Origin of the sequence: Methylobacterium sp. E-065, from assembly GCF_022829605.1 — a bacterium.
In the GTDB taxonomy this organism is placed as follows: Bacteria; Pseudomonadota; Alphaproteobacteria; order Rhizobiales; family Beijerinckiaceae; genus Methylobacterium.
This window is the reverse complement of sequence record NZ_JAKSYD010000300.1, coordinates 16567-41160: the sequence shown is the minus strand read 5'-3', so window position 1 is coordinate 41160 and position 24594 is coordinate 16567. Positions and strand designations below refer to the sequence as shown.

Annotated in this window: 25 protein-coding genes and 2 pseudogenes; 13 read left to right on the top strand and 14 right to left on the bottom strand. The window is 70.7% G+C overall.

From position 1 onward, the window contains the following. Positions 1–127 (top strand): annotated as a pseudogene (locus MKK84_RS34815) (IS630 family transposase); the annotation flags it as partial. 231 nt (positions 128–358) lie between these two features. Here MKK84_RS34815 and MKK84_RS34810 read toward each other — a convergent pair. After that, positions 359–1512 (bottom strand): annotated as a pseudogene (locus MKK84_RS34810) (tyrosine-type recombinase/integrase). Between the two features lie 176 nt (positions 1513–1688). Between MKK84_RS34810 and MKK84_RS34805 the strand changes: the two are divergent. The 3 genes from MKK84_RS34805 to MKK84_RS34795 all read left to right on the top strand — a co-directional run bounded on the left by MKK84_RS34805 (position 1689) and on the right by MKK84_RS34795 (position 4585). After that, a complete protein-coding gene (locus MKK84_RS34805) occupies positions 1689–2555 on the top strand; it encodes a cyclic nucleotide-binding domain-containing protein (protein WP_243927546.1) in 867 nt (288 codons plus the stop codon). Positions 2556–2709: 154 nt separating this feature from the next. Further along, entirely contained in the window at positions 2710–3681 is a 972-nt protein-coding gene (motA, locus tag MKK84_RS34800) for a flagellar motor stator protein MotA (RefSeq protein WP_243927544.1), read from the top strand. 28 nt (positions 3682–3709) lie between these two features. Continuing rightward, positions 3710–4585 carry a flagellar motor protein MotB gene (locus MKK84_RS34795; protein ID WP_243927542.1) on the top strand — a complete coding sequence of 292 codons (876 nt, stop codon included), beginning with the start codon at positions 3710–3712 and terminating at the stop codon, positions 4583–4585. A 132-nt stretch (positions 4586–4717) separates the two neighbouring features. Here the strand turns inward: MKK84_RS34795 and MKK84_RS34790 are convergent, their stop codons facing one another. Further along, on the bottom strand, positions 4718–5113 hold the full coding sequence (locus MKK84_RS34790; protein ID WP_243927540.1) for a DUF3307 domain-containing protein: 396 nt from the start codon (positions 5111–5113) through the stop codon (positions 4718–4720). 330 nt (positions 5114–5443) lie between these two features. On the opposite strand from MKK84_RS34790, the gene MKK84_RS34785 reads away from it, so the two are divergent. Then, a complete protein-coding gene (locus MKK84_RS34785; RefSeq protein WP_243927538.1) occupies positions 5444–6364 on the top strand; it encodes a GNAT family N-acetyltransferase in 921 nt (306 codons plus the stop codon). A 136-nt stretch (positions 6365–6500) separates the two neighbouring features. Here MKK84_RS34785 and MKK84_RS34780 read toward each other — a convergent pair whose 3' ends face one another. Next, on the bottom strand, positions 6501–7271 hold the full coding sequence (locus MKK84_RS34780) for an SGNH/GDSL hydrolase family protein (RefSeq protein ID WP_243927536.1): 771 nt from the start codon (positions 7269–7271) through the stop codon (positions 6501–6503). Between the two features lie 431 nt (positions 7272–7702). Between MKK84_RS34780 and MKK84_RS34775 the strand changes: the two genes are divergently transcribed. Then, positions 7703–8467 (top strand): 3-hydroxyacyl-CoA dehydrogenase, encoded by a 765-nt coding sequence (locus MKK84_RS34775; RefSeq protein ID WP_243927534.1) that lies wholly within the window; start codon positions 7703–7705, stop codon positions 8465–8467. Positions 8468–8544: 77 nt separating this feature from the next. On the opposite strand, the gene MKK84_RS34770 is transcribed toward MKK84_RS34775, so the two are convergent. Beyond that, on the bottom strand, positions 8545–8793 hold the full coding sequence (locus MKK84_RS34770; RefSeq protein ID WP_243927532.1) for a hypothetical protein: 249 nt from the start codon (positions 8791–8793) through the stop codon (positions 8545–8547). A 167-nt stretch (positions 8794–8960) separates the two neighbouring features. Between MKK84_RS34770 and MKK84_RS34765 the strand changes: the two genes are divergently transcribed. The 4 genes from MKK84_RS34765 to MKK84_RS34750 all read left to right on the top strand — a co-directional run bounded on the left by MKK84_RS34765 (position 8961) and on the right by MKK84_RS34750 (position 12605). After that, the gene (locus tag MKK84_RS34765) at positions 8961–9530 is read left to right on the top strand and encodes a PepSY domain-containing protein (protein WP_243927530.1); all 570 of its coding nucleotides are present in this window, start codon (positions 8961–8963) and stop codon (positions 9528–9530) included. A gap of 128 nt (positions 9531–9658) precedes the next feature. Next, entirely contained in the window at positions 9659–9946 is a 288-nt protein-coding gene (locus MKK84_RS34760; RefSeq protein ID WP_313899392.1) for a BrnT family toxin, read from the top strand. Further along, entirely contained in the window at positions 9925–10209 is a 285-nt protein-coding gene (locus MKK84_RS34755; protein ID WP_243927526.1) for a BrnA antitoxin family protein, read from the top strand. Before MKK84_RS34760 ends, MKK84_RS34755 begins: the two co-directional genes overlap by 22 nt. 119 nt (positions 10210–10328) lie before the next feature. Next, the gene (locus MKK84_RS34750) at positions 10329–12605 is read left to right on the top strand and encodes a xanthine dehydrogenase family protein molybdopterin-binding subunit (protein ID WP_243927524.1); all 2277 of its coding nucleotides are present in this window, start codon (positions 10329–10331) and stop codon (positions 12603–12605) included. 62 nt (positions 12606–12667) lie between these two features. Here MKK84_RS34750 and MKK84_RS34745 read toward each other — a convergent pair whose 3' ends face one another. From MKK84_RS34745 to MKK84_RS34720, 6 genes are all read right to left on the bottom strand, one after another. After that, positions 12668–13792, bottom strand: coding sequence for an aldo/keto reductase (locus tag MKK84_RS34745; RefSeq protein ID WP_243927522.1), 1125 nt, complete (start codon positions 13790–13792; stop codon positions 12668–12670). A gap of 55 nt (positions 13793–13847) precedes the next feature. Next, positions 13848–14588: a nickel pincer cofactor biosynthesis protein LarB gene (larB, locus tag MKK84_RS34740; RefSeq protein WP_243927520.1), complete on the bottom strand. Its 741-nt coding sequence runs from the start codon at positions 14586–14588 to the stop codon at positions 13848–13850. After that, positions 14585–15409 carry an adenine nucleotide alpha hydrolase gene (locus MKK84_RS34735; protein ID WP_243927518.1) on the bottom strand — a complete coding sequence of 275 codons (825 nt, stop codon included), beginning with the start codon at positions 15407–15409 and terminating at the stop codon, positions 14585–14587. The genes larB and MKK84_RS34735 overlap by 4 nt, the downstream gene beginning before the upstream one ends. After that, on the bottom strand, positions 15406–16665 hold the full coding sequence (locus tag MKK84_RS34730) for a LarC family nickel insertion protein (RefSeq protein WP_243927553.1): 1260 nt from the start codon (positions 16663–16665) through the stop codon (positions 15406–15408). Before MKK84_RS34730 ends, MKK84_RS34735 begins: the two co-directional genes overlap by 4 nt. A gap of 122 nt (positions 16666–16787) precedes the next feature. Beyond that, positions 16788–17498 (bottom strand): Crp/Fnr family transcriptional regulator, encoded by a 711-nt coding sequence (locus tag MKK84_RS34725; protein ID WP_243927516.1) that lies wholly within the window; start codon positions 17496–17498, stop codon positions 16788–16790. A 374-nt stretch (positions 17499–17872) separates the two neighbouring features. Next, positions 17873–19033 (bottom strand): YihY/virulence factor BrkB family protein, encoded by a 1161-nt coding sequence (locus tag MKK84_RS34720; RefSeq protein WP_243927514.1) that lies wholly within the window; start codon positions 19031–19033, stop codon positions 17873–17875. Positions 19034–19415: 382 nt separating this feature from the next. On the opposite strand from MKK84_RS34720, the gene MKK84_RS34715 reads away from it, so the two are divergent. After that, the gene (locus tag MKK84_RS34715; protein WP_243927512.1) at positions 19416–20249 is read left to right on the top strand and encodes a sigma-70 family RNA polymerase sigma factor; all 834 of its coding nucleotides are present in this window, start codon (positions 19416–19418) and stop codon (positions 20247–20249) included. Positions 20250–20580: 331 nt separating this feature from the next. On the opposite strand, the gene MKK84_RS34710 is transcribed toward MKK84_RS34715, so the two are convergent. The 3 genes from MKK84_RS34710 to MKK84_RS34700 form a co-directional block, all read right to left on the bottom strand. Next, complete coding sequence (locus MKK84_RS34710; RefSeq protein ID WP_243927510.1) at positions 20581–20844, bottom strand: hypothetical protein; 264 nt, start codon at positions 20842–20844, stop codon at positions 20581–20583. A gap of 86 nt (positions 20845–20930) precedes the next feature. Next, positions 20931–21254, bottom strand: a complete 324-nt coding sequence (locus MKK84_RS34705) for a hypothetical protein (protein WP_243927509.1) — start codon at positions 21252–21254, stop codon at positions 20931–20933. A 36-nt stretch (positions 21255–21290) separates the two neighbouring features. Next, positions 21291–21848: a metallophosphoesterase gene (locus MKK84_RS34700; RefSeq protein ID WP_243927507.1), complete on the bottom strand. Its 558-nt coding sequence runs from the start codon at positions 21846–21848 to the stop codon at positions 21291–21293. Positions 21849–22099: 251 nt separating this feature from the next. Between MKK84_RS34700 and MKK84_RS34695 the strand changes: the two genes are divergently transcribed. Next, on the top strand, positions 22100–22684 hold the full coding sequence (locus MKK84_RS34695) for a DNA-3-methyladenine glycosylase 2 family protein (protein ID WP_313899393.1): 585 nt from the start codon (positions 22100–22102) through the stop codon (positions 22682–22684). Positions 22685–22693: 9 nt separating this feature from the next. On the opposite strand, the gene MKK84_RS34690 is transcribed toward MKK84_RS34695, so the two are convergent. Beyond that, positions 22694–22957: a hypothetical protein gene (locus tag MKK84_RS34690; protein WP_243927503.1), complete on the bottom strand. Its 264-nt coding sequence runs from the start codon at positions 22955–22957 to the stop codon at positions 22694–22696. A gap of 170 nt (positions 22958–23127) precedes the next feature. Between MKK84_RS34690 and MKK84_RS34685 the strand changes: the two genes are divergently transcribed. Beyond that, the gene (locus tag MKK84_RS34685; RefSeq protein ID WP_243927500.1) at positions 23128–24366 is read left to right on the top strand and encodes a sensor histidine kinase; all 1239 of its coding nucleotides are present in this window, start codon (positions 23128–23130) and stop codon (positions 24364–24366) included. Positions 24367–24594 lie beyond the last annotated feature (228 nt).

The following is a 24594-nucleotide window of genomic DNA, read 5'->3' as shown; positions in this document are numbered from 1 at the left end:
CGACCTTCAGGCGGCGATCAAACGCTACATCGCCGAGCACAACCGGCGCGCCAGACCTTTCGTCTGGACCAAACCCGCCACCGACATCCTAGCCGCCGTCAGCCGATCCCCTGAACCATCCGTCTGAGTCAGTGCACTAGGCGCCTTCGCCGGCTCGGTGCGTCGCAGCGGCAGTGCTGAAGGGGAGGGGGGCCGAGGTCGGTTTAACCGAAAGGTCGGGACCGTGTCGTTGAACATAGCCTGGATCCATATCGTGCGAATGGCCGCGCCTTGGGTTAGGTGCGGCGCTTCGTCGGTATGAATTGGCGTGCTGCCGAACAAAAACTAAGGCAAGCACCGAATTGACAAAATTCTGCTTTTAAAAACTCAAACTATTTTTTGATAAAAATTCACAAAAACTAGCCCAATCGCCCATCAATTTACGTCGCTTCTTGAACAAGTCACCCCGTCTATAAGCCCGTTCAACCTTCGATTCAACGACATGCGCCAGCGCCATCTCTACGACTTCGGATGGGTAGTGCGTGGTTTCGCTAGCCCAATCTCGAAATGAGGATCGAAAGCCGTGAACGGTCAAGTCACCACGGTCCATGCGCCGCAACAGCACCAACATCGCCATATTGCTTAGTGGACGATCATACCGGCCGCCAGGAAAGACGAATTCGCTGGTACGCACCACGGCCATTTCAGCGAGGATCGCTTGCGTGGCGGCAGAGAGAGGCACTCGATGCTCAACACCGCCCTTCATCCGTTCGGCCGGCACAGTCCAGGTTCCGGCCGCTAGGTCGAACTCGCACCATCGGGCGCCGAGTGCCTCGCCGGTGCGCGCAGCGGTTAGGACCGTGAACATCAGGAGTCGTGCTGCGATGCCCGGTTGCTCGGCAACGCGTCGCAGGAAGTCCGGCACCTCAGCGAAGGGGAGGGCAGGGTGGCGGGTGACGCGCTGAATTTTGGTTTTGCGGGGCAGGAGGTTCTGAAGATGCCCTCGCCAACGCGCCGGGTTTTCACCAGCTCGGAAACCCCGGGCCTTTGCTCAATCGAGGATCGACTCAATTCGACCACGCACGCGGACGGCGGTTTCTGGCTTCGTGGCCCAGATCGGCTCGATCGCCTTAATCACGAGACCGGTGTCGATCGCCTGAACCGACAAATCACCGAAGATGGGATGCACGTAAGCTTCGAGGGTGGCGAGCCATTGAGCGCCGTGTTTCTTGTTTCGCCAACCCGCCTTGTGTGATTCGATGTAGGCTGAGGCGCATTGCCGAAAGGTCATGGCACGCGCTGATTCGAGGGCCGCCGCTTGGCGCTGCTGACGGCGAGTTTCGATCGGGTCGATTCCCTCGTGGCAGAGCTTGCGGCACGTCAGAGCTTTGTCACATGCTTCGGCCAACGAGAACGTGCCAGTCGAGCCAGGCCCACCTCACGCGATTTACCGGTTGGCATGAACCGGAAGATCCAACTCTCGGCACCGTTGCCGTTAATTTGAAGCCACAGGCAACCTCCATCCCCGTACATGCCAAGGGTCTTGAGCTTGGTACCACCAAGGGCCGTCAGCTTACCCAGCACAGCATTCCAACCCACTCTTCTACCCACATCAGAAGCGCGGATTTGTCCAAACGCTGGCGGACGCCTTTGGACAAACGATTCGGGAAGATTTCAGTTTATCAGTGACTTAATTGACAAACGTGGACTTGTTTGGATACTCTTTCCGCGGAAGCATCATCCGCGCGCCGGAGACCGCCGCCCGGCTGCGCGAGGCCGGAAGCCGCACGCGGATCTACACGCTGCAGGGCTTCCTGTTCTTCCTCAACGGCCAGGCGATCCACCGGCGGGTCGCCGCGGAGGCCCCGACCCTGCGGGTGCTGATCCTGGACTTCCGGGACTGCGTCGGGCTGGACAGCTCGGCCCTCGTGGCGTTCCGCAAGATCGGGCAGCGCGCCGAGGCGCGCGGCTTCGACGTGCTCCTGGCCCATCTCGGGCCGACGATGCTCCGGCAGTTCGCGCGCAACGGCCTCACGGCCGGGCCGCGGATCCGCACTCTGCCGACCCTCGACGAGGCCCTGCGGGACGCGGAGGCGATCCTGCTGGCGGAGGCGGGGATCCCCGAGGCCGGCGCGGGCGCGCCTTTCGCCCGGCACCTGTCGGATCAGCTGGGCTGCACGATCGAGCCCGGGGAGCTGGCGCCCTACCTGACCGTCCGCGACCTCGAGACCGGCGCGACGCTGATGCGCCAGGGCGAGGCGGCCGACGCCCTGTACTTCCTCGAACAGGGCCTCATCTCGATCGAGATCGCGGTGCCGGGGCGCCCGCATATGCGCCTGCGCACCACGGCGGCCGGCACGGTGATCGGCGAGGTCGCGCTGGTGCGGGGCGGCCAGCGGACCGCCACGGCGGTGGCCGAGACCCCCTGCCGGGTCGTCGGCATCGACCGGGACGGCCTCGCCCGCATGGAGCGGGAGCGCCCCGACCTCGCGCTGCGCGTCCAGCGCTTCCTGATCCTCGAACTGGCCGGCAAGCTCACCGACACGAACCGGCTGCTCGAGGTCGAGCTGCACTGAGCCGCGTCCCGGTTTCGGTGTCCGGGCCGCCGCGCTCCAGTTCTGGTTCCGAACAGTCGAGACCTTTCGCGGGTCCAGGGCAGAGCCCGGGTCGACGTCTCAAGGCCAAGCTCTCAGGGGTCTGCCCTGAGCATCCTGCAAAGGGCGAGGTCCTTTGGAAACCCGGGCCGAACAGGCTCTAAACGCGCCGTTAACCAAAATCAGTGATTTGCCAGATCTTGGTAACTTCGCGCCGGCTATAACGGCCGCTGCGCAAGGATGGCACTTCATGCGGCTGATCGTCGGCACATTGATCGTCTTCGCCTGCGTCTTCGGCAGCTACGCGGCGATGGGCGGCCACCTGGCCGTCCTGTGGCAGCCGTTCGAGTTCGTCATCATCCTCGGTGCAGCGATCGGTGCCTTCATCATCGGCAACACCGGGCCGGTGCTCAAGGCCGTGCCCGCCATGCTGGGCACGCTGGTCAAGGGCCCCAAATACACGCAGCAATCCTATGTCGAACTGCTGGGAATGCAGTATTCGTTGTTCAAGCTTGCGAAGTCGAAGGGTGCGATGGCGCTCGAGCCGCACATCGAGGATCCGGGCGAGTCGACGCTGTTCAACGCCTTCCCGACCTTCGCGGCGAACCATCACGCGGTCGAGTTCGTCTGCGACTACATGCGCATGGTGACGCTGGGCGCCAACAACGTCCACGAGATCGACGCCCTCATGGATGAGGAACTGGAGACCCACCACCAGGAGCAGGAGCGTGTCGTTTCGGCCATGCAGGCGCTCGCCGACGGAACACCGGCGCTCGGCATCGTGGCCGCCGTGCTCGGCGTGATCAAGACGATGGGGGCGATCAAGGAGCCGCCGGAGGTGCTGGGGCATCTGATCGGCGGCGCGCTGGTCGGCACCTTCTTCGGCGTCTTCGTCGCCTATGGCTTCTTCGGGCCCATGGCGCAGTCGCTCAAGGGCCTCTTCGAGGCCGAATCCAAATACTACATTTCACTCAAGGCGGGTCTTCTCGCCCATATCGGCGGCCAGCCGCCGGTGATGGCGGTCGAATTCGCCCGCAAGTCCCTGATGAGCGACGTCCGCCCGACCTTCAACGAAGTGGAAGCGGCCACCGCCGCTCTGCCCGCCTAGACCTGACTCCGTCTCCAGCAGGGACTTGATGGCCACGCCCACCCCGCCGATCATCATCATCAAGAAGGTCAAGAAGGCCGCCCATGCCCATCACGGCGGGGCCTGGAAGATCGCCTATGCGGACTTCGTGACCGCCATGATGGCGTTCTTTCTGCTGATGTGGCTGATCAGCATGACGACGCAGGAGCAGAAGGTCGGTCTGGCGGAATACTTCGCACCGGCGGCTTTGAGCCCGGCCACCAGCGGCGCGGGCGGAATCATGTATGGCAGAGCCCTGGACACGTCGGGCAACAAGGCGTCCACGCCCCGCGACGCGGAGCGGGGCTCCGCCGAGCAGGAGGACAAGGCGCGCCCGAACAGTCCGGGCCGCGCCAGCGATCGCGAGGCCAGCCGTGCGGCCGCCGACGCGCAGGCCAATTACAGCGCCATCGCCAGCCTCCGGCAGGCCCTTCAGGACATGCCCGACATCGCCGAGCTGTCGAAGAACATCGTGATCGAGCCGACCAAGGACGGCGTGGACGTGTCCCTCGTGGACCAGGACGGCCGCTCCATGTTCCGCGAGGGCGCCGTCGACCCCTACGAGCGCACCCGTCGCGTGCTGGAGGCGCTCGCGCCCACCCTGCGCCGGCTGCCCAACCGCCTGACGGTCACCGGCCACACGGCCGCCGCGCGTCCGGGCTCGGCGCGGGCCGGCGAACCCTGGACCCTCACGGCCGGGCGTGCGCTCGCCGTGCGCGAGATCCTGGCGGGCGCCGGGGTGCCCAACGACAACTTCGTCTCCGTGGTGGGCCGCGCCGACACCGAGCCGGTCTTCCCCGACAATCCCTACATCGCGCCGAACCGACGGGTGACGATCACGCTGCTCAATGCGAGCCCGCCGGTGCCCGCGAACCTCTTCCGCTGACGACACGGCGCTGCGCCGCCCTGGAGTCGTGCCCAGGTCGTGACGCGCGCTCTCGCGCCGAACCGGTATCCGCTCCGACTGGGAGCGCGCGCGACGACGACGGGCACAGCGCGGTCGAGGCCGCCCCGCGGCTCAGGCCACGGCCAGGATCGCCGCCAGCCCGATATGGGTCACCTGATGCAGGAACTGGTCGATGCCGATCAGCCACCAGAACCAGGTGTCGCCGGGCGGGAAGTGCGTGCGCTGGCCGATCAGGCCCTTGCCGCGGTCGATGGCCGTGTGCACGGCGAAATCCACCAGCGCCAGCCACCACAGGGCCGGCTTGACCGGCAGCGTGATCAGCAGCGTGCCCAGGCCGTGAAGGCCGGTATGGGCACAGAGCGGGAGGAGCCAGGCCGAGGCCCGGTCCTTGCCGTGCGCCATCCAGGTGTTCTGGAGCAGGAAATCCGCCCCGAGTTGCTTCACCGCGAAGGCGAAGACCAGCAGCGCGAAGGCTCCGACCGAAACGGGCGTGTCGAAGGACGGCATCGCCGCACGGGTTCTCCTGTCACGCGCGCAGGCTGACGGTCCGCACGCGCAGCCCGCCCCGAATCGCGGAGCTTCAGCATACACGGCCGCCCGCCTCCTGGCGCGCCGTGGACCGACCTGCGCGGCGCCGGCCGGCGGTTCGACATCAGATCTCGCTCACACCTGCAGGCCATAAAATCAGTATCTGTGCTGATGTCTGATCGTGTATTACAAAAGATCTCACATTTTAACCATTCCAATTCTGGAAGATAAACGTTGTTGCGCCAGCGCTGTGCATGATAGCCCCGGCTTCATCACGAGCACCACGAGGGCGGGATTGACGATCCGGGATTGCAACCTGAGCAAGACGCGGGCGGCGCGGGCACCGGGTTCGGCCATCGGGCCGCGGGCGGGGATGCCGCCGCAGCGCTCCCGGGGCCGGCTCGATCGCCCGGCGCAGGCCCGTGGCGGACCGGCCGCCTGACCATGCGGGATGGCGATCCGGCCTTCGAGGCCCTGCGCGACGCCCATGTGGCGGCCCTCACGGGATCCCTGATCGACGGCGTCGCGCACGGACCCGGGGGCGCCGGCTACGTCTGGTCGCGGAGCATTCCGGACCCGACCCTGAACTTCGCCTACGGGGTGCGCCGGCCCGACCAGTTCGCCTGGGCGGGGGCGGCGGCCCTGGGACGCGACCGGGCGCCGGCCTTCCTGGCCCGGGATGCCGAGGAGGTCGCCCTGCTGCGCGCTCTGTTCGAGCCCGCGATCCTCCGCCCGGCGCGCTGGATGGTGGCGCGGCCGCCGCCAGCGCCATCCCCGGCGGACGGCGCGGTCACCCTCCAGGCCACCCCCGCGCCGGGACCGGATTTCGAGGGCGTCTTCGCCAACCTGTCGGACGACCCGGCCGTGCGGACGCATCTGCGCCGCACCTACCTGCCGGCCCTGCGGGCGGCCAAGGCGCGGCCCGGCCTCGCGCCGCTCCACCTCGTCCTGCGCGACGCCGCCGGCCCGGCGGCTTGCGCGAGCCTCTACCTGCGCGGCGACATGGCCGGGCTGTACAACCTCGGCACCCGGGTCGATCGGCAAGGCCGGGGCCTGGGCACCGCCGTGACCCGCGCGGCTTTACACGCGGCGCGGGCGCGCGGGGCAACCCGGGTGTTCCTGCACGTCTTCCCGCATGGCCCGGCCGGTGGCGCCCTCGCGGCGCTCGCGACCCGGGCGGGCTTCCGGGCGGTCTGCGCGCCGATCCTGCTGGGCACGAGCCCGCCGTGAGGCGGGCGTCTCACACGGTGGGGATAGTGCTGCCCGCCGTGAAGCCCGCCTCCAGCGCCGCAGGAGCCGGCCCGGCCCTACCCCGCCGCGGACGGTCCGGAGGAGCGCAGGCAGGCGACAATCCCCGCAAGGCCCCTCACGGACGGCCGGTCCAGGCCGCGCGGAGGACCCGGAGATTGGCCACCGGGCTGGGCCCGGCCGGGCGGCGGGCGGGCGGAGCGGCCGGCAGCGGATCGATCACCGCCAGCCGGGCGATTTCGGCGGCCAGGCGGGTGTAATCGGCCATGTGCACGCCGTCCCGGTAGAGGCCCGATCCGGCGCGTCCCCCGGGGCCGTCGCGCAGGGCGGCGAACGGGTCGAAGAAGGCGTGGCCCCGCTCGGCACAGAGCGCCGCGAGCCGGTCCGAGACGATCGCGACGGCCGCCGGATCCCGACCGGTCGCCCAGGCGCCGACCGGCGGGACGGCGGCGACGAAGACCTGCCCCGACCACGCCTCCAGGAAGCCCAGGATGCGCCGGACCTCCGCGGCGAACCGATCGGCGCTCCGGGCCCGCTCCGGATGGCGCCAGCGCAGGATGTCGTTGGTGCCGATGATTAGCACGGAGGCTGCGCAGCGAACCGGCACGCGCAGGTCCGCCCGGTGCAAGACCGTCCGGTGCAGATCCGTGAGCTGCCGGGCGCAATCGGCCGCGGTGCTGCCGCCGACCGCGATGTTGAGGCTGGGCCGGCCGCCGAGATCCGGGGTCCCGATGGATTCCGCGTGGGAATTGCCCACCAGAAGCACGCTGTCCGGCGTGGCGGCGCGCAGGGCGGCGCGGATCCCCGCAGACCGCGCCGCCCGGTGCCGCCCGACGAGCCGGCGATGACACCAGCGGCGGGCGACGGTCTCGAACCAGGGGGCGCGCATGGGCTGTCCTGTGCAAGGCGTGAGGCATCGGCCGCCCGGCAGGTCGGGGCGGAGGGCTGGGCTTTCGGTGCGGCGGGTCGACGATCTTCGACCGAAAACACGGGCCGGAGTATTTTTCGAGTCTGTATCGACGCGCTGGAAACAGACGGAAATACAAACCAATACAGCGCTGCGATCGGTCGGACTTTTATGTGGGAATTTTTCACACGTCAACTGTCGCGCCGATGTTCCGGCGTCGGCGTGGGCGGCTTTCGGCCCCCGTCAGAGCCTGCTCCGACGACGGGGACACCGGTTCGGCGCAACAGCGCGCGCCACGACACGGGCTGAGAGCCACGCCCGATTGCAACGCGATCGGGCAGGGCTTTAGGTCGGGTCCGTCAGGGCCGGGCGCGGTGCGCGCGGGGCGGCCGGGACCATTGGGGGAGGCCGGAATGATTCAGGATCGCGTCTTCATCGTCACCGGGGCGGGCTCGGGCCTGGGGGAGGCGACGGCACGCGGCCTCGTGACGGCGGGCGCCCGGGTGGTGCTGGCCGACATCGCCCGGGAATCCGGCGCTCGGGTCGCGGCGGAACTCGGCACGGCGGCGCGCTTCGCCGAGACCGATGTCACCCGCGAGGACGATGGCGCGGCGGCGGTCCGGACGGCGCTCGACGCGTTCGGGCACCTGCACGGGCTGGTGAACTGCGCCGGGATCGCGCCGGGCGAGAGGGTGGTCGGCCGCGACGGGCCGCACCGGCTCGACAGCTTCGCCCGGGCGGTCACGGTCAACCTCGTGGGCACCTTCAACATGATCCGGCTGGCCGCCGACGCGATCGCCCGGGAGGCGCCGGACGAGACCGGCGCCCGGGGCGTGATCGTCAACACCGCCTCGATCGCGGCCTTCGACGGCCAGATCGGGCAGGCCGCCTACGCGGCCTCGAAGGGCGGGGTGGCCGCGATGACCCTGCCGATCGCCCGGGAACTCGCCCGGCACGGCATCCGGGTGGTGACGATCGCGCCCGGCATCTTCGAGACGCCCATGATGGCCGGGCTGCCGCAGGAGGTGCAGGACACGCTCGGGCAAAGCGTGCCGTTCCCGCCGCGGCTCGGCCGGCCGGCCGAATACGCCGCCCTGGTCCGGCACATCTGCGAGAACCCGATGCTCAACGGCGAGACGATCCGCCTCGACGGGGCGCTGCGGATGCCGCCGCGCTGAAGGCGAGGACCCAGCGTCGGGGCGCTGCCCCGACACCCCGCCAAAGGGCTTGCCCTTTGGGATCCACCGACCGGGGTTCAGCCGATCGAGACGCTGGTGAGCACCCCGGCGGCCCGGCGGACCTCCTCGGCGATCATCTCCTCGCTCGGGCCGTCGATCGGCATGTCGGACAGGATCGCCGCCACATCGCGCTTCACGTCCTCGCGGATCTCGGGATTCTCCTCCGACAGGCGCCCGATCAGGACGCCCAGCACGATCTCCAGGGCGGAGAGCTTGGCGTGCAGGCGCGTGAACTCGTCCAGCGGCTCGGGTTCGTGTCCGGTCATAGGCAAGTCCTCATAAGCAGGTCCTCATGGGCCGCTCCTCATACAGGCGGGGGGCGGGGCGGCACCACCCCGACCCCGGGCGGCTTTTTTTCCCGTCCCGGGCAACCGGACTTGCGGCCCCGGCGTTTCACGCTCCCGTGAACGAACCCGCAAAAGGGACACCCGCCATGATCACCCGTCTCGCCGCCGCCGCCGGCCTGCTCGCGCTCTCCACGAGCCTCACGCTGGCCCAGACTGCCACCTCCACCCCCGCCGAGCCGGCCTCCAAGGCCGACAGCAACCTGAAGGAGTGGCAGGTCGCAAAGCTCGCCAAGGTCGGCCTCGCCCAGGCGCTGACAACCGCCGAGGCGCAGGGCGACGAGAAGGGCGGCCGCGCCATCGACGCCGATTTCGAGAAGGCCGACAGCAAGGATCCGGCCCACTTCTCGATCAAGGTCGTCTACCCGAGCGGCAAGCTCGTCGAGTACGGCATCAATGCCGACACGGGCGCGCTCTACAAGACCGAGAACCAGCCGTTCGAGCGCTACTTCACCCGGCTGAAGGCCGCCGACTTCCAGAACGCCAAGACCTCGCTGAAGGACGCGCTCGCCATCGCCGAGCAGAAGGCCGGCGGCGGCAAGGCCTACGAGGCCGAGGTCGAGAAGGACGGTTCCGCGGTCCAGTACGAGATCAAGGTCGCCGGCACCGACAAGGAGCAGGAGGTCAAGGTCGGCCCGGACGGGAAGGTCTTGAACTGAGCTGATCCCGGCCGCGCTGGTGGGTCATCAGCGCGGCTGACACCACGCGACAGGCAAAGGCCGATCGGTCCGACGCCACTCTTCGGTGAATTTTCGTACGTACAGTTATTGCTGGCTGTACGGCGCGCGTGTATCAAGGCCGTGTGCCGATCACCTTCGACCCGGCGAAGAGCCAAAGGAACGCCGACGAGCGCGGCATGCCCTTCGAGATGGCCGAGGGCTTCGATTTCGACACGGCGTTGGTCCGCCAGGATACGCGGTTTCCCTATCCGGAACGTCGATTCCAGGCGATCGGCCTGATCAACCGCCGCACCGTCATGCTGGTGTTCACGCCGACTGCGGACGGCTTCCGCGTGATCTCCCTCCGTCCCGCCCACCGCAAGGAACGCGCGCTATGGCTCGCAAGCCGCCCCTGACCGACTCGGACGCCCCCGTCCTGACGGAGGCCGAGCTTCGGGAGATGCGCCCGGCGCGCGACGTTCTGACTGCGGATGAATTCGCCGCCGTCTCCTCCGTCCGCAAGGCAGGACGCCCCGCCGCCGCCACCCCGAAGGTGCCGGTGACGATCCGGCTCGATCCCACAACGGTGGATGCGTTCAAGGCGACGGGGCGAGGCTGGCAGACCCGGATGAACACGATCCTGACCGAGGCCGTGAAGGCGGGCCGGCACGACGGGTAGACCCGCCGTCGCGCGGCCGCTGCATCCTGTCGCCCCCGGGCCCACCCGGGGAGCCGAACCGCCCCCGGGGCGCTTCCCTCCCTGCAGGTGGCCCGACGGCCGCGGATGGGGAGGGCGGCATGCATTCGGGCGCGCTGGACACCGACGGCCATCTCGGCCGGCCGCATACCCGGGTCGAGGGACCCGACAAGGTCACCGGCCGGGCCCTCTACAGCTCCGACCGCATCGGCCCGGAGACGAACACCGCCCACGCCGCCCTGGTCACCAGCACCATCGCCCGGGGCCGGATCACCGGGTTCGACTGCGACGCCGCGCGCGCTGTGCCGGGCCTGCTCGCCCTCTTCACCCACCGGGAGTTTTCCGGCGCGGTGGCCCCGGTGAAGCACCTGATGGCCGGCGGCTACGCCAACAGCTCGCACCGGCCCCTCGACTCCGACACGGTGGCGTATGCCGGCCAGATCGTGGCGCTGGTCGTCGCCGAGACCCTGGAGGCCGCCGAGGCGGCGGCCGGTGCGGTCCGGGTCTTCTACGCCGAGGAGCCCGCCGCCGGCGGCTTCGACGCCCCCGGCGCCGAGACCGTGCGCCTCGCCGACCTGAAAGCCCAGCACGAGGACATCGAACGGGGCGACGCCGAGGCCGGCTTGGCGGAGGCGGCTATCCGCGTCGAGGCGCGCTACGAGACCCCGGTCCAGCACCACAACCCGATCGAGCTGTTCACCACCCGGGCCGCCTGGGACGGCGACCGGCTCACCGTCCACGAGCCGACCCGCTATGTCGGCGCCGTCCAGCACGGGCTCGCGGCGCAGCTCGGCCTCGATCCCGCGCAGGTGCGGGTGGTGGCGGGCCTGATCGGCGGCCATTTCGGCTCGAAATTCGCGCTGTCGCAGCACACCGCGCTGGTCGCCCTGGCGGCCCGGCGCCTCGGCCGGCCGGTCTCCCTGGTGCCGAGCCGGCGGCACTGCTTCACCATCGCCAATTACCGGCCGGAATCGCGCCACAGGATCCGGCTCGGCGCCGACAGGTCGGGCCGGTTCACCGCCCTGGTCCACGAAGCCGAGACCGTGACGTCGCGCTTCGATCCCTTCGTCATGGAGGGCGCGGAAGTGACCGCGAGCCTCTACGCCTGCCCGAACATCCGCACCGAGGAGCGGGCCGTGCGGGTCGACCGCAACACGCCGGGGCCGATGCGGGCGCCGCCGGAGGTGCCGTTCCTGTTCGCCCTGGAGAGCGCCGTCGACGAGATGGCGGTCGCGTTGAACATGGATCCGATCGAACTGCGCCGGCGCAACGACACGGCGGTCGATCCGGTCTCGGGAAAGCCGTTCTCGACCCGGCCGCTGATGGCCTGCTTCGAGGCCGGGGCAGAGGCCTTCGGCTGGGCGCGCCGGGTAGCCCGCCCCGGCGCGATGCGCGACGGTCCCTGGCTGGTCGGCCTCGGCTGCGCGACCTCGGTGCGACCCGTAAAAATCGCCGCCGCGACCATGCGGGTCCGGCTCGGCCCGGACGGGTCGGCGGAGGTGGCCTGCGCGCACCACGAGATCGGCAACGGCATCACCACGCTGCTTGCCATGGGCGCGGCGGACGGGCTCGGCGTGCCGGTCGAGCGGGTGACGGTCCGGCTCGGCGACACGGACCTGCCGGCGGCCGGCATCTCGGGCGGGTCGAGCACGACCACCAGCCTGATGAACGCCCTGGCGCTCGGCTGCGGGCAGATCCGCGAGACCCTGGCGCAGGCCGCGACCGGGCAGGGTGGGGGCCTTGCCGGCCGGGATCCGGGCAGCCTTCGCCTCGCGGGCGGTCGTCTCGTCAGCCCGGACGGGCGCGGGATCGCGCTTGCCGAGGCGGTCGGCCCCGCGGGCGTCGAAACCGTCGCGGACTTCGTGCCCGCAGGGGGCGACCGGGAGAAGGCGCTCCAGGGCCTGCGCGGCGGCCATATCGGGCTCACCCTCGGCGGGGGCGGCAAGGCCGTGTCCTGGGGCTTCGGCGCGCAGTTCGCCGAGGTTCATATCCATGCCGAGACCGGGGAGATCCGGGTGGCGCGGCTGACCGGCGCCTTCGCGGCGGGCCGCATCCTCAACCCGCTGACCGCCAAGAGCCAGCTCATGGGCGGGATGATCTGGGGGCTCGGCTCGGCTTTGCTCGAAGAGACGGTGGTGGACGGCGCCGCCTATCGCAACCCGGATTTGGCCGAGTACCTCGTCCCCACCGCGGCCGACGCGCCGGAGATGGAGGCGCTGCTGGTGCCCGATCCCGACGATCAGGTCGATGCGCTGGGCCTGAAGGGCCTGGGCGAGCTCGGCATCATCGGGGTGAACGCGGCCATCGCCAACGCCGTCCACCACGCCACCGGCCGCCGGATCCGCAGTCTGCCGATCCGGCTGGAGGATGTGGTGTGAGATGCAACACCTCTCCCTCCCCCCACTGCGGGGGAGGGAGAGCGCGCTGTTCTGAAATCATCTTACTCCATCGTCGGCGCGAGCTTCTTCACGCCCTGCACGTCCTCGCCCAGCCACGCCGCGTTCTTGGCGGTGCCGTCGAAGGTCGCGCTCGTCTTGAACAGCTCGTACTTGCCCTCCAACGCGTAGGGCTTCGACCGCGACAGCAGCTCGGCGACCGTGGCCTTGTCCATCGGCTTGAAGGTCTTCACCGCCTCGAAGGCCTGGTCGAGGTCGCGCTGATTCTGAATGCCGGTGATCACCACCGAGACCGGCAGGTTCAGCGAGAAGTGCAGGTACTCGATCGGCTTGATCGGCGCGTCCGCCTTCAGGATCACCCCGTCGCCAAACGTCTTCATGGCGAGCGGCGCGATGCCGTTCTGCACCAGATACGGCAGCACGAGGTGGCTGAACGAGCGGAAATGCGCGTCCATCACGTTGACGGGCATCTGCACGGAATCGAAGTGGAAGCCGCGCTCGGCCGCCACCTCCAGCATCTGCAGATGGATGCGCGGGTCCTTGTGGCCGGTGAAGCCGATGTAGCGCAGCTTGCCGGCCTTCTTGGCCTCCAGGAACCCCTCCATGGCGCCGCCCTCGGCGAAGACCCGGTCGGGATCGTCGTAGCGCAGGATCTCGTGGTGCTGGACGAGGTCGATCCGGTCGGTGCGCAGGCGCAGGAGCGACTGGTCGATCTGCTTGATCGCCTCTTCCTTGGTCCGCCCGTCCATCTTGGACATCAGGAAGACTTTGTCGCGGTAGCCGCCCTGGGCCAGGGCCGCGCCCATGCGCAGCTCGGAGCGCCCGTCGTTGTAGTCCCAGCAATTGTCCATGAAGGTGATGCCGCGGTCGATCCCGGCATGGATCAGCCGCGTGGCCTCGTCGTCCGTCACGGCGCTCTTGCCGAGGTGGAACCCACCCATGCCGATCGCGGAGATCTTTTCCGACGTCTTCCCGAAGGTCCGATAGAGCATCTCGCCCCGGCGCTCGCCGGGATCGGTGACGAAGGGCAGGTCGGCCGGGTCCTGCGGGCGGTTACCGGGGAGAACGGGGGCGTTCACGGCCGCACCTGCGCTGCCGGCGCCCGCGAGGCTTGCGCCCGAAAGACCTGCGCCGAGCACGGCGCCCTGTAGAAAGCTGCGGCGTTCCATCGGCTGTCTCCGTTCGCGAATGTCGGGGTGAGGGGAGGTAATGCGTCGGGCCGGGTCATCGTTCGGTCTCCGCGGCGAGGCGTCCTGCCGCGTGGAGCAGGCGCAGGGCGGCGCAGGCGGCGCCGTAGCCGTTGTCGATGTTGACCACCGTGATGCCGGGCGCGCAGCTCGCCAGCACGGCATCGAGGGCGGCGCGCCCGCCGGCCGCGACGCCGTAGCCCACGGAGGTCGGGACCGCGATCACCGCCCCCGCCACGAGGCCGCCGACGACGCTCGGCAGCGCCGCATCCATCCCGGCGGCGACGATCACCACCGGATGTGCCCGGATCTCCTCGATCCGCGTGGTCAGCCGCCACAGGCCGGCGACGCCGACATCGGCGAAGAGCGAGGCCGCCCGCCCGGCATAGGCCAACACCCGCAGGGCCTCGCGGGCGACAGGCACATCCGAGGTGCCGGCTGCCACCACGGCGACCCGGGCCGGGCCGGTGACCCGCGGCGCATCGCCGAACACGGCCGTGCGCGAGACTGGGCAATAGTCGAGCCGTGCGGCCGCAGACCTCTGTTGTGATGCGCGCTCTTGCGCCGAACCGGCGTCCACTTCGGCGGAGAGCGCTTTGAGCCGGTCCCGCTTCTCCGGATCGAGGCGGGTGAGGAGCAGCGAGGCGCCCCGCCCCCGGGCGGCCTCCAGGATCGCGTCGATCTGCTCCGGGCTCTTGCCGGCGCAGAAGATCGCCTCCTCCAGCCCGATCCGCTCGGACCGGGCGAAATCGAGGGTGAATTCTTCCGTGACGCTCACGACCGGGCCTCTCCCTGCTGCACCAGGAAGGCGCTGCCAACCCGGTAGGGGGCGAAGCGGACAAGGCCGGCGAGACGCGGCGGCGCGAGCGCCCGGATGCCGGCCCCGAGCGTTTCGCGCCCTGCGGCGTCGAGGGCCGCGAGGCTCCCGGGATCGAGTTCCACCACCACCCCCTCGGCGCGCACCCGGCAGCGGACCGCGCGCTTGGCATCCGTACCCGTATCCAGCACCCCGCCGACCAACTGCTCGACGGAATGGATAAATCCCAAAATCTCCGGCTCGATCGGGATGCCGGTCTCGACCCGGCTCGACAGGCAGGGCGCCGCCGGCAGCTCCGCCACCGCGCCGAGGCCGAGGTCGCGGGCGAGCGCCCGGACGGCGGCCTTGTCGAACCCGGCCTCCACGTAGGGATGGCGGACGCCGTGCTCCCGGGCGGCGTCGAGGCCGGGGCGGTACTCGCCGAGGTCGTCGCGGTTGGCGCCCGACAGGATCTGCCGGTCGGTGACGGCCCGGACCGCACCGTAGAGATTGGTCTTGCAGAAGAAGCAGCGGTTGACCGGGTTCGCCCGATAGGCCGGGTCGGCGAACTCGCCGGCCTCGATCACCCGCAGATCCCAGCCCTCGCGGGCGCCTTCGGCGCGCACGCGGGCGGTCGCCTCCCCGGGCACCGCCGGCGAGACCGCGTGGACCATCAGGGCCGCCCCCGGCGCCACCCGGTGGGCGAGGGTGGCGAGCGTCAGGCTGTCGACCCCGCCGCTCACCGCCACCGCCACGGGCCCAAGCCCGGCGAGGACCGCTTCGAGATTCTTCTGACGCGTCACCGCTCCTCCTGCTCCTGCTTCAAGGCGAGGCGCTCGGCCTCGCGGCGCAGGCTCGCCCGGGCCGCGTGGCCCGCGTGGTCGCGAGCGTCGTCGGCCTCGGCCTTGGCGGTGCGCCCACCCGGCCGGTCCACGACCTTCACCCGGACCGGCCGGCCCGCCTGTTCGACCGTATGGGATTCCCGATCCAGCACCGCGCCCTCCACCCGGTGGTAACGCAGGCCGATCGTGGTGGTCTCCCGGAAGCAGGCCGCGATTGCCGCCTCCAGGCTCTCCGGCCGCACCAGGGCCTGGATATGGGCCATCATCCGGCCCTTCTTGCCGAGGACCGGGGCCTGCACGACGTCGAGGATCCCGGGCTCGGCGCGCAAGCAGTCGAGACCCATGGCGAGATCCTCGCCGGACTGGTCGTCGATCTCGAAGGCGATCACCGCCAGATCCCGCCGGCCCGGCGCGGCGGCGGTGCCGTCCTCCAGCACCAGGGCGCGCAGGCAGTTGCTCAGGCCCGGCAGCACCTTCGTGCCGAAGCCGATGCCGGTGCGCCCGAGGATGCCCCGGGGCCGGCCCCGGACAGGGTCGTCGCCGCAGAGATGGCGCAGGATCGCCGCGCCGGTGGGCGTGACGCGCTCGCCGGGGACGCCGTCGTCGAGGGTGGAGAAGCCGTCGAGCAGCAGCGTGGTAGCCGGCGCCGGGACGGGGAGGGGGCCGTGCTGGGTCCTCACCCGGCCGGAGCCGAGCGGCAGGGCCGAGACGCTCCAGCTCCGGACCTCCAGCGCGGCGATCAGGTGGGCGGCGGCCACGATGTCGGCGATCGAATCGAAGGCCCCGACCTCGTGGAACGCCACCGCGTCGACCGCGATGCCGTGCACCCGGGCCTCCGCGTCGGCGAGGTGCCCGAAAATGCCGAGCGCCTGCGCCCGGACCGCGGGCGCGAGATCCGCTTCCGTCAGCGCGGCGCGGATCTCCGACCAGGGCCGGTGGCCGTGATCGTGCGCATGGCCGTGATCGTGGCCGTGGTGCGGGTGATGATGGTGGCCATGATCGGGCCGGTGTTCGGGCGCGTCGCCGGGTCCCGAGACGGAAAAGCGCGCGCCGCGCAGGATGCCGTCGTTGTGCGGGTGCAGCGCGCAGGCGATGCGGGCATCGACCGCCCGGATGCTCGCGCCCACGCCGTCCTGATGCTCGGGGAAGGCGTCCAGCAGGGCGGCGGCGAACATGTCGCCGGCCACGCCGCCGAGTGCGTCGAGATGAATGTGCATCGTCTGCCGGTCGGCCTGCCACGGATCGGGCCCAACCGCTGAGATCGGCCGCATCGGCCCCAAGGCAAGGTTTGCCGCGGGACGCACGGCCGACCGGTGCCGCGGCGTATCGCCCGCGCCGTTCAAGCCGGCAGCAGGTAGGCCGGGTCGAACAGCCCCCGCTCCCGCAGGCCGTCGAGGTCGCGGATCGTCAGGCGCCGGCTGCGCAGGACGACGAGGCCGCTGCTGCGCAGCTCCTTGAGGGTGCGGTTGATGTGCACGCTGGTCTGGCCGAGGGCGTCGGCGAGGTCCGGCTGGGTCACCGGCATCGGCAGGCTGGTCCCGTCCGCCAGACCCGCCCAGGTGAGCCGCAGGTGCAGCTCGCAGAACAGGTGCGCCAGCCGCTCGATCGCCGAGCGGCGCCCGACGCTGGCGATCCACTCGCGGTGGATCGCCGTGGTGGCGAGCGTCTCCCGCCACAGGCCCTCCTCGATGGCGGGTCGGCCGCGGACCGCGTCGGCGATCTGCTCGGGGGTGATCCGCGCGACCGTGACGGGGGTCAGCGCCCCGATGGCGTGGTCCATGCGCGCCCGGCGGAACGCGAACGGATCGCACAGGTCGCCCGGCAGGAGCAGGGCGACGATCGCCCGCCGCCCATCCGGGAACTGCTTGTAGCGGCAGGCCCAGCCGTCGAGGATCAGGTGCGTGTGGTACGGATCGCTGTGCGGCCCCTCGATGTCCTGGCGGCCCGCGACGTGGCGGATGTTCTGGCGCGCGAGCCCCACGAGGGTCGCGCGATCCTCGGGCGCGAGGCGGACATGCCGCTCCAATTTCCGGACGAACGGATTCTCCACGCCCGCCTCCGGTCAGGTCGCGGCGGGGCGGGTGCGGACCGGCCTCATGCCGCCGGTCCGGCGACCATCCGGAGCGTCGCGGCCGGGTCGGCGCACGCGACGGTGCCGTCGAAGGTATCGATCAAGTTGTCAGGCACGGATATTTCGATCGGCGGACGGCAAAAGGTCTTCCGGATCGCGAAATCCGGATGTTCCTGATCCGCTTGTGCCCGGACCGGAGAACCGCGCGCCAACCTGTGTTAGTTTACCCAACCGGGACGGTCACGCCGGGCTCAAGGCCCCGCGAATCCTCACCCGGGCCGGCCCCGGAACCCGCCATTGCTTGCGCCTGCCGGGGTTGAGCCGGCGGATCACCGGCCCCACGGGCCGGCGCGCTACTCCGCGGCGGCGCCCACCGTATCGGCCATGCGCGCCCGGCGGGTGCCGAGCGGCTGCGGCGTGCCGACGGTGGTGTCCTCGGCGGTCTGGTGCTCCATCTCGGCGTTCAGCTGGGCGCCGGCCAGCACGATCATGGTCGAGAGCCAGATCCAGGTCATGAAGCCGATGGCCGCGCCGAGCGAGCCGTAGGTCTTGTTGTAGCTGCCGAAATGGGCGACGTACCATGAGAACAGCAGCGACGCGGCGATCCACAGCAAAGCCGCCAGCGCGCTCCCCGGCGTGACCCAGCGCCAGCGCGGCGCGTCCCGGCTGGGGCCGTAGCGATAGAGCAGGGCGAGCCCGAGCAGGACCGCCACGAACAAAGCCGGCCAGCGCAGGAGCGTCAGCCACCACGCGTCGGCCCCGAGCCCGACATAGGTGAGCACCAGCGGCAGCACCACCACCGCGGACAGCGCCAGGATCAGGAACAGCAGCGCCCCCGCGGTGAAGCCGAGGGAGACGAGGTTGAGCACGACGAAATTGCGACGCTCGCGCTCGTTGTAGACGAGGTTGAGCGCGTCGAAGACGTGCTTCACGCCGCCATTGGCGCTCCAGACCGACAGGACGATGCCGAAGACCAGGCTGAACCCCAGGGTGGTGTCGCCCTGCTCGTTCAGGCGCTTGACCTGATCGCCGACGATCTCCAGCGCGCCCTGGGGCAGGATACCCTGGAGGCTGGCGAGCTGCGCGTTGATGGTCGAGGCGTCGGCCACGAGGCCGTAGCACGAGACCAGGGCCGCCACCGCGGGGAAGATCGCCAGCAGGGTGAAGAAGGTGACGCCGGCCGCGATCAGCGACAGCCGGTTCTCGCCGATGGCGCGATAGGTGCGCAGCGCGATGTCCTTCCAGCCCTTGGCGGGGATCTCGGCGGGCGTGGCGGCGCCGCGCCCGCGATCGGCCTCGGTCCGGGCGACGGCATGCGCCGCGCCGCCTTCATGCGAGGGGGAGGGCCGGCGGGCGCCATCCTGATCCGAGCTCTGGTCCGGGGCCGGCCGGCCCGGCCGGCGCGGGAGGGCCACGAGGCCGATCAGCGCGGTGGCCAGCGCCAGCGTCCAGACCGTCGATGCGTGGCCCTGCGGACCGGCGGCCTCGGAGCGGGCGGGTTCGGGAACGGGCATCGCGGATTCCGGGCGGGGTTGTGGGACGCGTTCTGGGACGGCTGCTGAGCGGAGGTTCCGAGGCGCCCGGGGACGCGATCGAGGGCCGCACTTGTCCAGGGAACGCCCTATCGCAGGCAACGGTTCGCCTTTCGGTTGCAACATCGCCGTTGAAACCCGGCGCGGAGAACCCGCTGGCCGGCCGCGCCCTCGACCGGGCCGATCCGGGTCCGCGCTCGCGCGGCGCCGGTGCCGGGGGGCTGGGGGGCAGACCGAGCCATGGGAATCCCGTGGCCGATGGGCGTTCGGGCAAACCGCTAACCCATGTTGCGGCATGGGCGGGCTCGGCGCGCGACAACCGCGTGCGGGCACGACCGGCCCGATCGCCGACGACCGGACCTGAATGCCCGCACCCGAAGGCTCATCCCTCCTCGATCGCGTTGTCGATCCCTTGGGCGCCCCCCTGGCCGACCCCTTGGCCGATTCGCTGGAGGATCGCGTCGCGGATGTCGCCGATGAATCTGCCGAGGATACGCGCGACGACATCCGCCACGGCCTGCCGGAGGCCGTGCGTGCCCATCTGGGCACCCTGCTCGGCCATGCCTACGACCGGATCGGCCCGGCGCCGGGGGCCACCTCGCACCGCTTCGCCGAACTCCTGGCCCGCCTCGAGACCGCCCTTACCCGGGCCGAGGGCGCGCGGGAGGCGACGTTCCGCGCCGGCCTGCTGGAGGTGGTGCCGGCGCTGCACCGCTTCGCGGTCTCGCTGACCCGCGACCCGGCGGCGGCCGACGACCTCGTGCAGGACACGCTGCTGCGCGGCTGGCGCGGCCGGGGCGGCTTCACCCCCGGCACCAACCTGGAAGCGTGGCTGTTCACGATCCTGCGCAACGTCTTCTACAGCCAGCACCGCAAGCAGGGCCGCGAGATCGCGGATTCCGACGGCAACCACGCCGAACGGCTGACCAGCATCCCCGAGCAGGGGGGGCACCTCGACCTGCAGGACGTGCGCGCCGCCCTCGACCGGCTCGCACCGATGATGCGGGAGGCGCTGGTCCTCGTGGCGATCGAGAACCTGAGCTACGAGGAAGCCGCCGCCGTGATGAACTGCCGGATCGGCACCGTGAAGAGCCGGGTCTGGCGCGCCCGGGAGCAGCTCGCCCGGATGCTCGGCTACAGCGGGGCCGAGATCGGCAACGACGGCGTGATGCTGTCGGTGACCGGCACCACCGCCTGAAGATCGCCGCGGCCAAGAAAACCGGGCCGAGGCCTGGGCCCGTCCGAGCGTCATCCGTGTTCGAGAGCTGGAGGCCGCCTGTCGGGATGCGGCTCCCGACCGGCTTGCCCGGCAGAGCTTCAACCCTGAATACGCAAATTCGTCGCTTATCCGCGTGTATTCAGCAGGAAATTTGACTTAGGTGAAAGCGCCCGGGTGCAGACTTGGGCGACATGAAGCGGGTTGGGTCGATCCGTCGGCTCGGCTCGGCTCCCATCGGTGCGACATCCCCCCGATCCGCCGATGGGAGCCCCCTTCTCGGCTGCACGCGCGGACGCGTCCGACAGGATCCTCAGCGCGAAGCCTTCCCCGCCCGGTCCGCGTCGAGCTGCAGCAGCAGCTCCGCCAGCCGGGGATCCAGAGCCTCGTCGATCACCGGATCGTACAGCGCGCGCAGCTCGTGGCCGAGGCGGACGCGCGTCTGCGCGTCGAGGACCGGACGGCCCGCAATCGGAACCACCCGCAGGGCGGCCGGCGCCCCGTCGGGACCAGTCCGTGCGGCGGATCGCGTGTTGATGGGTCTCGGGGCGGCGCGCTGATATTCGGATTGGGGCATGCCCCCTACATCGGCCCCGGCCCGGGCGACGGCAACCGCCGGACGCCACAGAGTTTTCCAGGAGACCGACGGTGCACACCGGCGTTTCAGGCGTCGTCTTCGGGTGCGAACACCTCGCCCTTCTCGGCGAGTACCGTGTCGGCCGTGTCGCGCGCCAACGCGGCGTCGGCCGGGCGGCCGGTCTCGTCGGCGCGACCCGGATCATCGCCCCCGAGCAGCCGCGCCAGCGCGCGCTCCCAGCCGGGCGGCAGGGCCTGCCCCTGTCCGGCGAGGATCTGCCCGGCGCGGCGGAGGACCCGGTCCCTGTCCGTCCGGGCCATCTCCGCGAAGGCGGTCCCGAGCCCGAGTTCGGTCGCGGCCCGGACGGCGGCCTCGGCCCAGCCGGGCGGTGGTGCGGGCGTGTCGGTCATGGCGGTGCGGCCTCCTGAGGGAATCCCGTATGGGAATCAGCGCAGACCCTGGGTGGCGAGTTCCTCCGGCACGAGAGCGGCCGCCGCCTGACGCGCCAGGATCGCGTCGAGGGTGACCGGGCGCGCGTCCCAGGCATCGACGCCGACGTCGCAGGACCGGGTCGTGTCGGCGAGCCAGCCGTGGCTGTGGCCGTAGAGATGGCGCGTCGCCCGCCAGAGGCCCGGCCACGCCCGGTGGGCGTAGTGCGACAGGAACAGCCGGTGTTCCCGGCCCTCGGCGTCCGGAATCGACAGGCGGACACTGTCCACGGGCGGCTCGGCCCAGGGCAGGTCCAGCACGCGGTTCGAATCGTGGTTGCCCCGGACGAGGCGCTTCGTCCCGTTGAGCCGGGCGAAGACCGCCGCACAATGCGCGCGGCTCGCATGGGCGGCGAAGTCGCCGAGGTGCCAGACGCTGTCCCCGGGGCCGACGACGGCGTTCCACCGGGCGATCAGGGTCTCGTCATGGGCCTCGATCGTAGCGAATCGGGCCCGTTGGTGCCGGAGGATGTGCGGATCGCCGAAATGCGTGTCCGCGGTGAAGAAGAGGGTCATGACGCCCGCCAGAGCGGTCGTCCCGTCGATCGCCGCATCGCCAGGAGCCTGTTATCGAATGCCCGCACCATCCGCGTTTCCCATCATGTCGTTCGTCCTGAAGGTCCGGGTTTCAGAAGGTCCGCGACCTTTTGCGGCTGCAGGGCAGCGCCCTGCTGTCGGGCTTCGCCCGATGCGCCAGGGCTTCGCCCCGGCACCCCGCCAAAGGGCGTAGCCCTTTGGAAACCCTGGATCTTTTGCACACCCATCTCCTGCCGGCGGCCGGCCCATATCCGGCCCTGCGGGACGCCCTGGAGCGGACCGGCCCGATCCGGATCGAGCCGGCGGCGCATTCCTGCGTCGCCGAGCGCCTGTTCGTCGAGGTGGTCAACCAGCAGCTCTCCACCCGGGCCGCCGCGGCGATCTGGGGGCGGATCGAGGCGGCCGCCGCCGCGGCCGCCGGCACGCCGCGCGCCCTGTTCGCGGCCGGAGACCCGGACCTCCTGCGGGCCTGCGGCCTCTCGGGCAACAAGGTCCGGGCCCTGCAGGCGATCGTCGCGGCCGAGGCGGCGGGCCTGCTCGGTCCCGAGCTGGCCGGGCTGCCGCATCCGGAGCGCGCGGCGATCCTGTGCGGTATCCGCGGCGTCGGCCCCTGGACGGCCGACATGGTCGGCATCTTCCATTTCCACGACCCGGACATCTGGCCGGAGGGCGACGTTGCGGCGGTCGGGTGCCTGCGTCGGCTGACCGGCCAGGCCGACACGCGCGCCGTGGCGGCGGCCTTCGCGCCGTACCGCTCGATCCTCGCGCGCTACCTCTGGCGCATCAAGGACATGGCCGCCGCGGCGCCCGCATGACGCATCGCCTCAGCGCCCGACCGCCTGGCGCAGGGCCGCGACCATCGTCTCGACCGCCTGCTGCGCCGCCTCGCCCAGGGCGATATCGGTCTCGCCGGCGGTGACGAGGCCGCGCGCCTCCAGCTCCTTCACGCCCTGCGGGTCGGCCTCGTGTCCGGCGCCGTCCTTGCGGATCACCGAGGTGACCCGCTCGCCGCTGACGAGGCGGTGATAGGCCGCGAAGGCGAAGATCGAGAGCGCCTTGTCGGAGAGTCCGTTCACGTCGTCGGCCATGCTGTGCGCTCCTCGCGTCGGGGTTGACGGACGAACGCCGCACGGGGCCGGCGGCTCCGGTGATCGGCGGGGGTGCGACGACGGGTGCGGCGGAAACCTGCATCCGGCCACGGACTTGCGCGGACGAAGCGTTGGCCTGTCCGCGCAAGTCCGCGTACTCTGCTGTCTTCATGACCATAAAGACCGACCTGACCGAAGTGGAACCCAGCCCGAACGCGCCGCAGGACGCCTCGCGCCCCGATCTCGACTATCGCCTGCGCCAGCAGGCGATCCTGTCGGAGTTCGGCGTCGAGGCCCTGCGCGGCACCGATGTCGATCACCTGCTGCAGCGGGCCACGGAGCTGTGCGCGCAGGGCATGGGGGCCGAGTTCTGCAAGGCCCTGGAATACCGGCCCGGCGCCGACACGCTGCTGGTGCGGGCGGGCGTCGGCTGGGGACCCGACGTGATCGGCAAGGCGCGGGTCGGCGCCGACTTCGCCTCGCCGGCGGGTTTCGCCCTGAAGACCGGGCGGCCGGTGATCTCGAACCACCTCGCCGCCGAGACCCGGTTCCGCACGCCCCAGCTCATGGCCGAGCACGGCGTCCGCCGGGCGATCAACGTGCTGATCGAGAACCGGGAGGGCGCCTTCGGGGTGCTGGAGGTGGACGATACCCGCGAGGGCATGTTCGCGGAGGCCGACATCGCCTTCATGCAGGGCTTCGCCAACCTGCTCGGCGGCGCGATCGAGCGCCAGCGCACCGAGAGCCTGCTGCGGGCGGCCCTGGCCCGCCAGGACCTGCTCGCCCGCGAGATGAGCCACCGGGTCAAGAACAGCCTCGCGATCGTGGCGAGCCTGCTCGCCCTCCAGGCCCGCGCCGCCGAGGCCGAGCCCGCCGTGCACGCGGCCCTGACGGATGCGCGCAGCCGGGTCGAGGCGATCGCGGGGGTCCACGACCAGCTCTGGCGGCAAGGCGACGGGGGCGGAGACGGGAACGGGGAGGGGGTTCCGGGCGAGCTCGACCTCGCGCCGTTCCTCGAAACCCTGGTGGCCAACCTCGCGGGCGGGCGTCCGGACCAGAGGCTCGCCTGCGCGGCCGCGCCGTTCCGGATCTCGGCCGATCGGGCGATCCCGATCGGGCTGCTGGTCAACGAACTCGTCACCAACGCGCTCAAATACGCCTACCCCCTCGGGACGCACCCGGAGGGCGGCGAGATCCGGGTCCGGGCGGAACCCCGGCCCGACATGCTCGTGGTCGAGGTGGCCGATGACGGGGTCGGGCTGCCGCCGGGCTTCGAGGTCGGGCGCGCCTCGAAGAGCCTCGGCATGCGGGTCGTCGGCAGCCTCACCCGCCAGCTCGGCGGCCAGCTCACGACACCGACGACGCCGCGGGGCGCCTGCTTCCGGCTGGAGGTGCCGCTGACGCCCTGAGACGCGCGCGGCGCCCGGGCCGCAAGATCGGGGCAGAGTACGATCGCGGCAGCGGACGATCATCGCCGACCGGAATCACGATCGCTCCTGAGAATCCATCGCCCGGATCCGATCACGGTCAACATCGCCCAAAGCATCGGAGTTGTGGCAAGGCACTGAAATTTTGCAGTGAGGCTTTGCGTCCGCATCCTCTTTTTGCGAAATCCGGACCTCATCGTTCAGGATGAT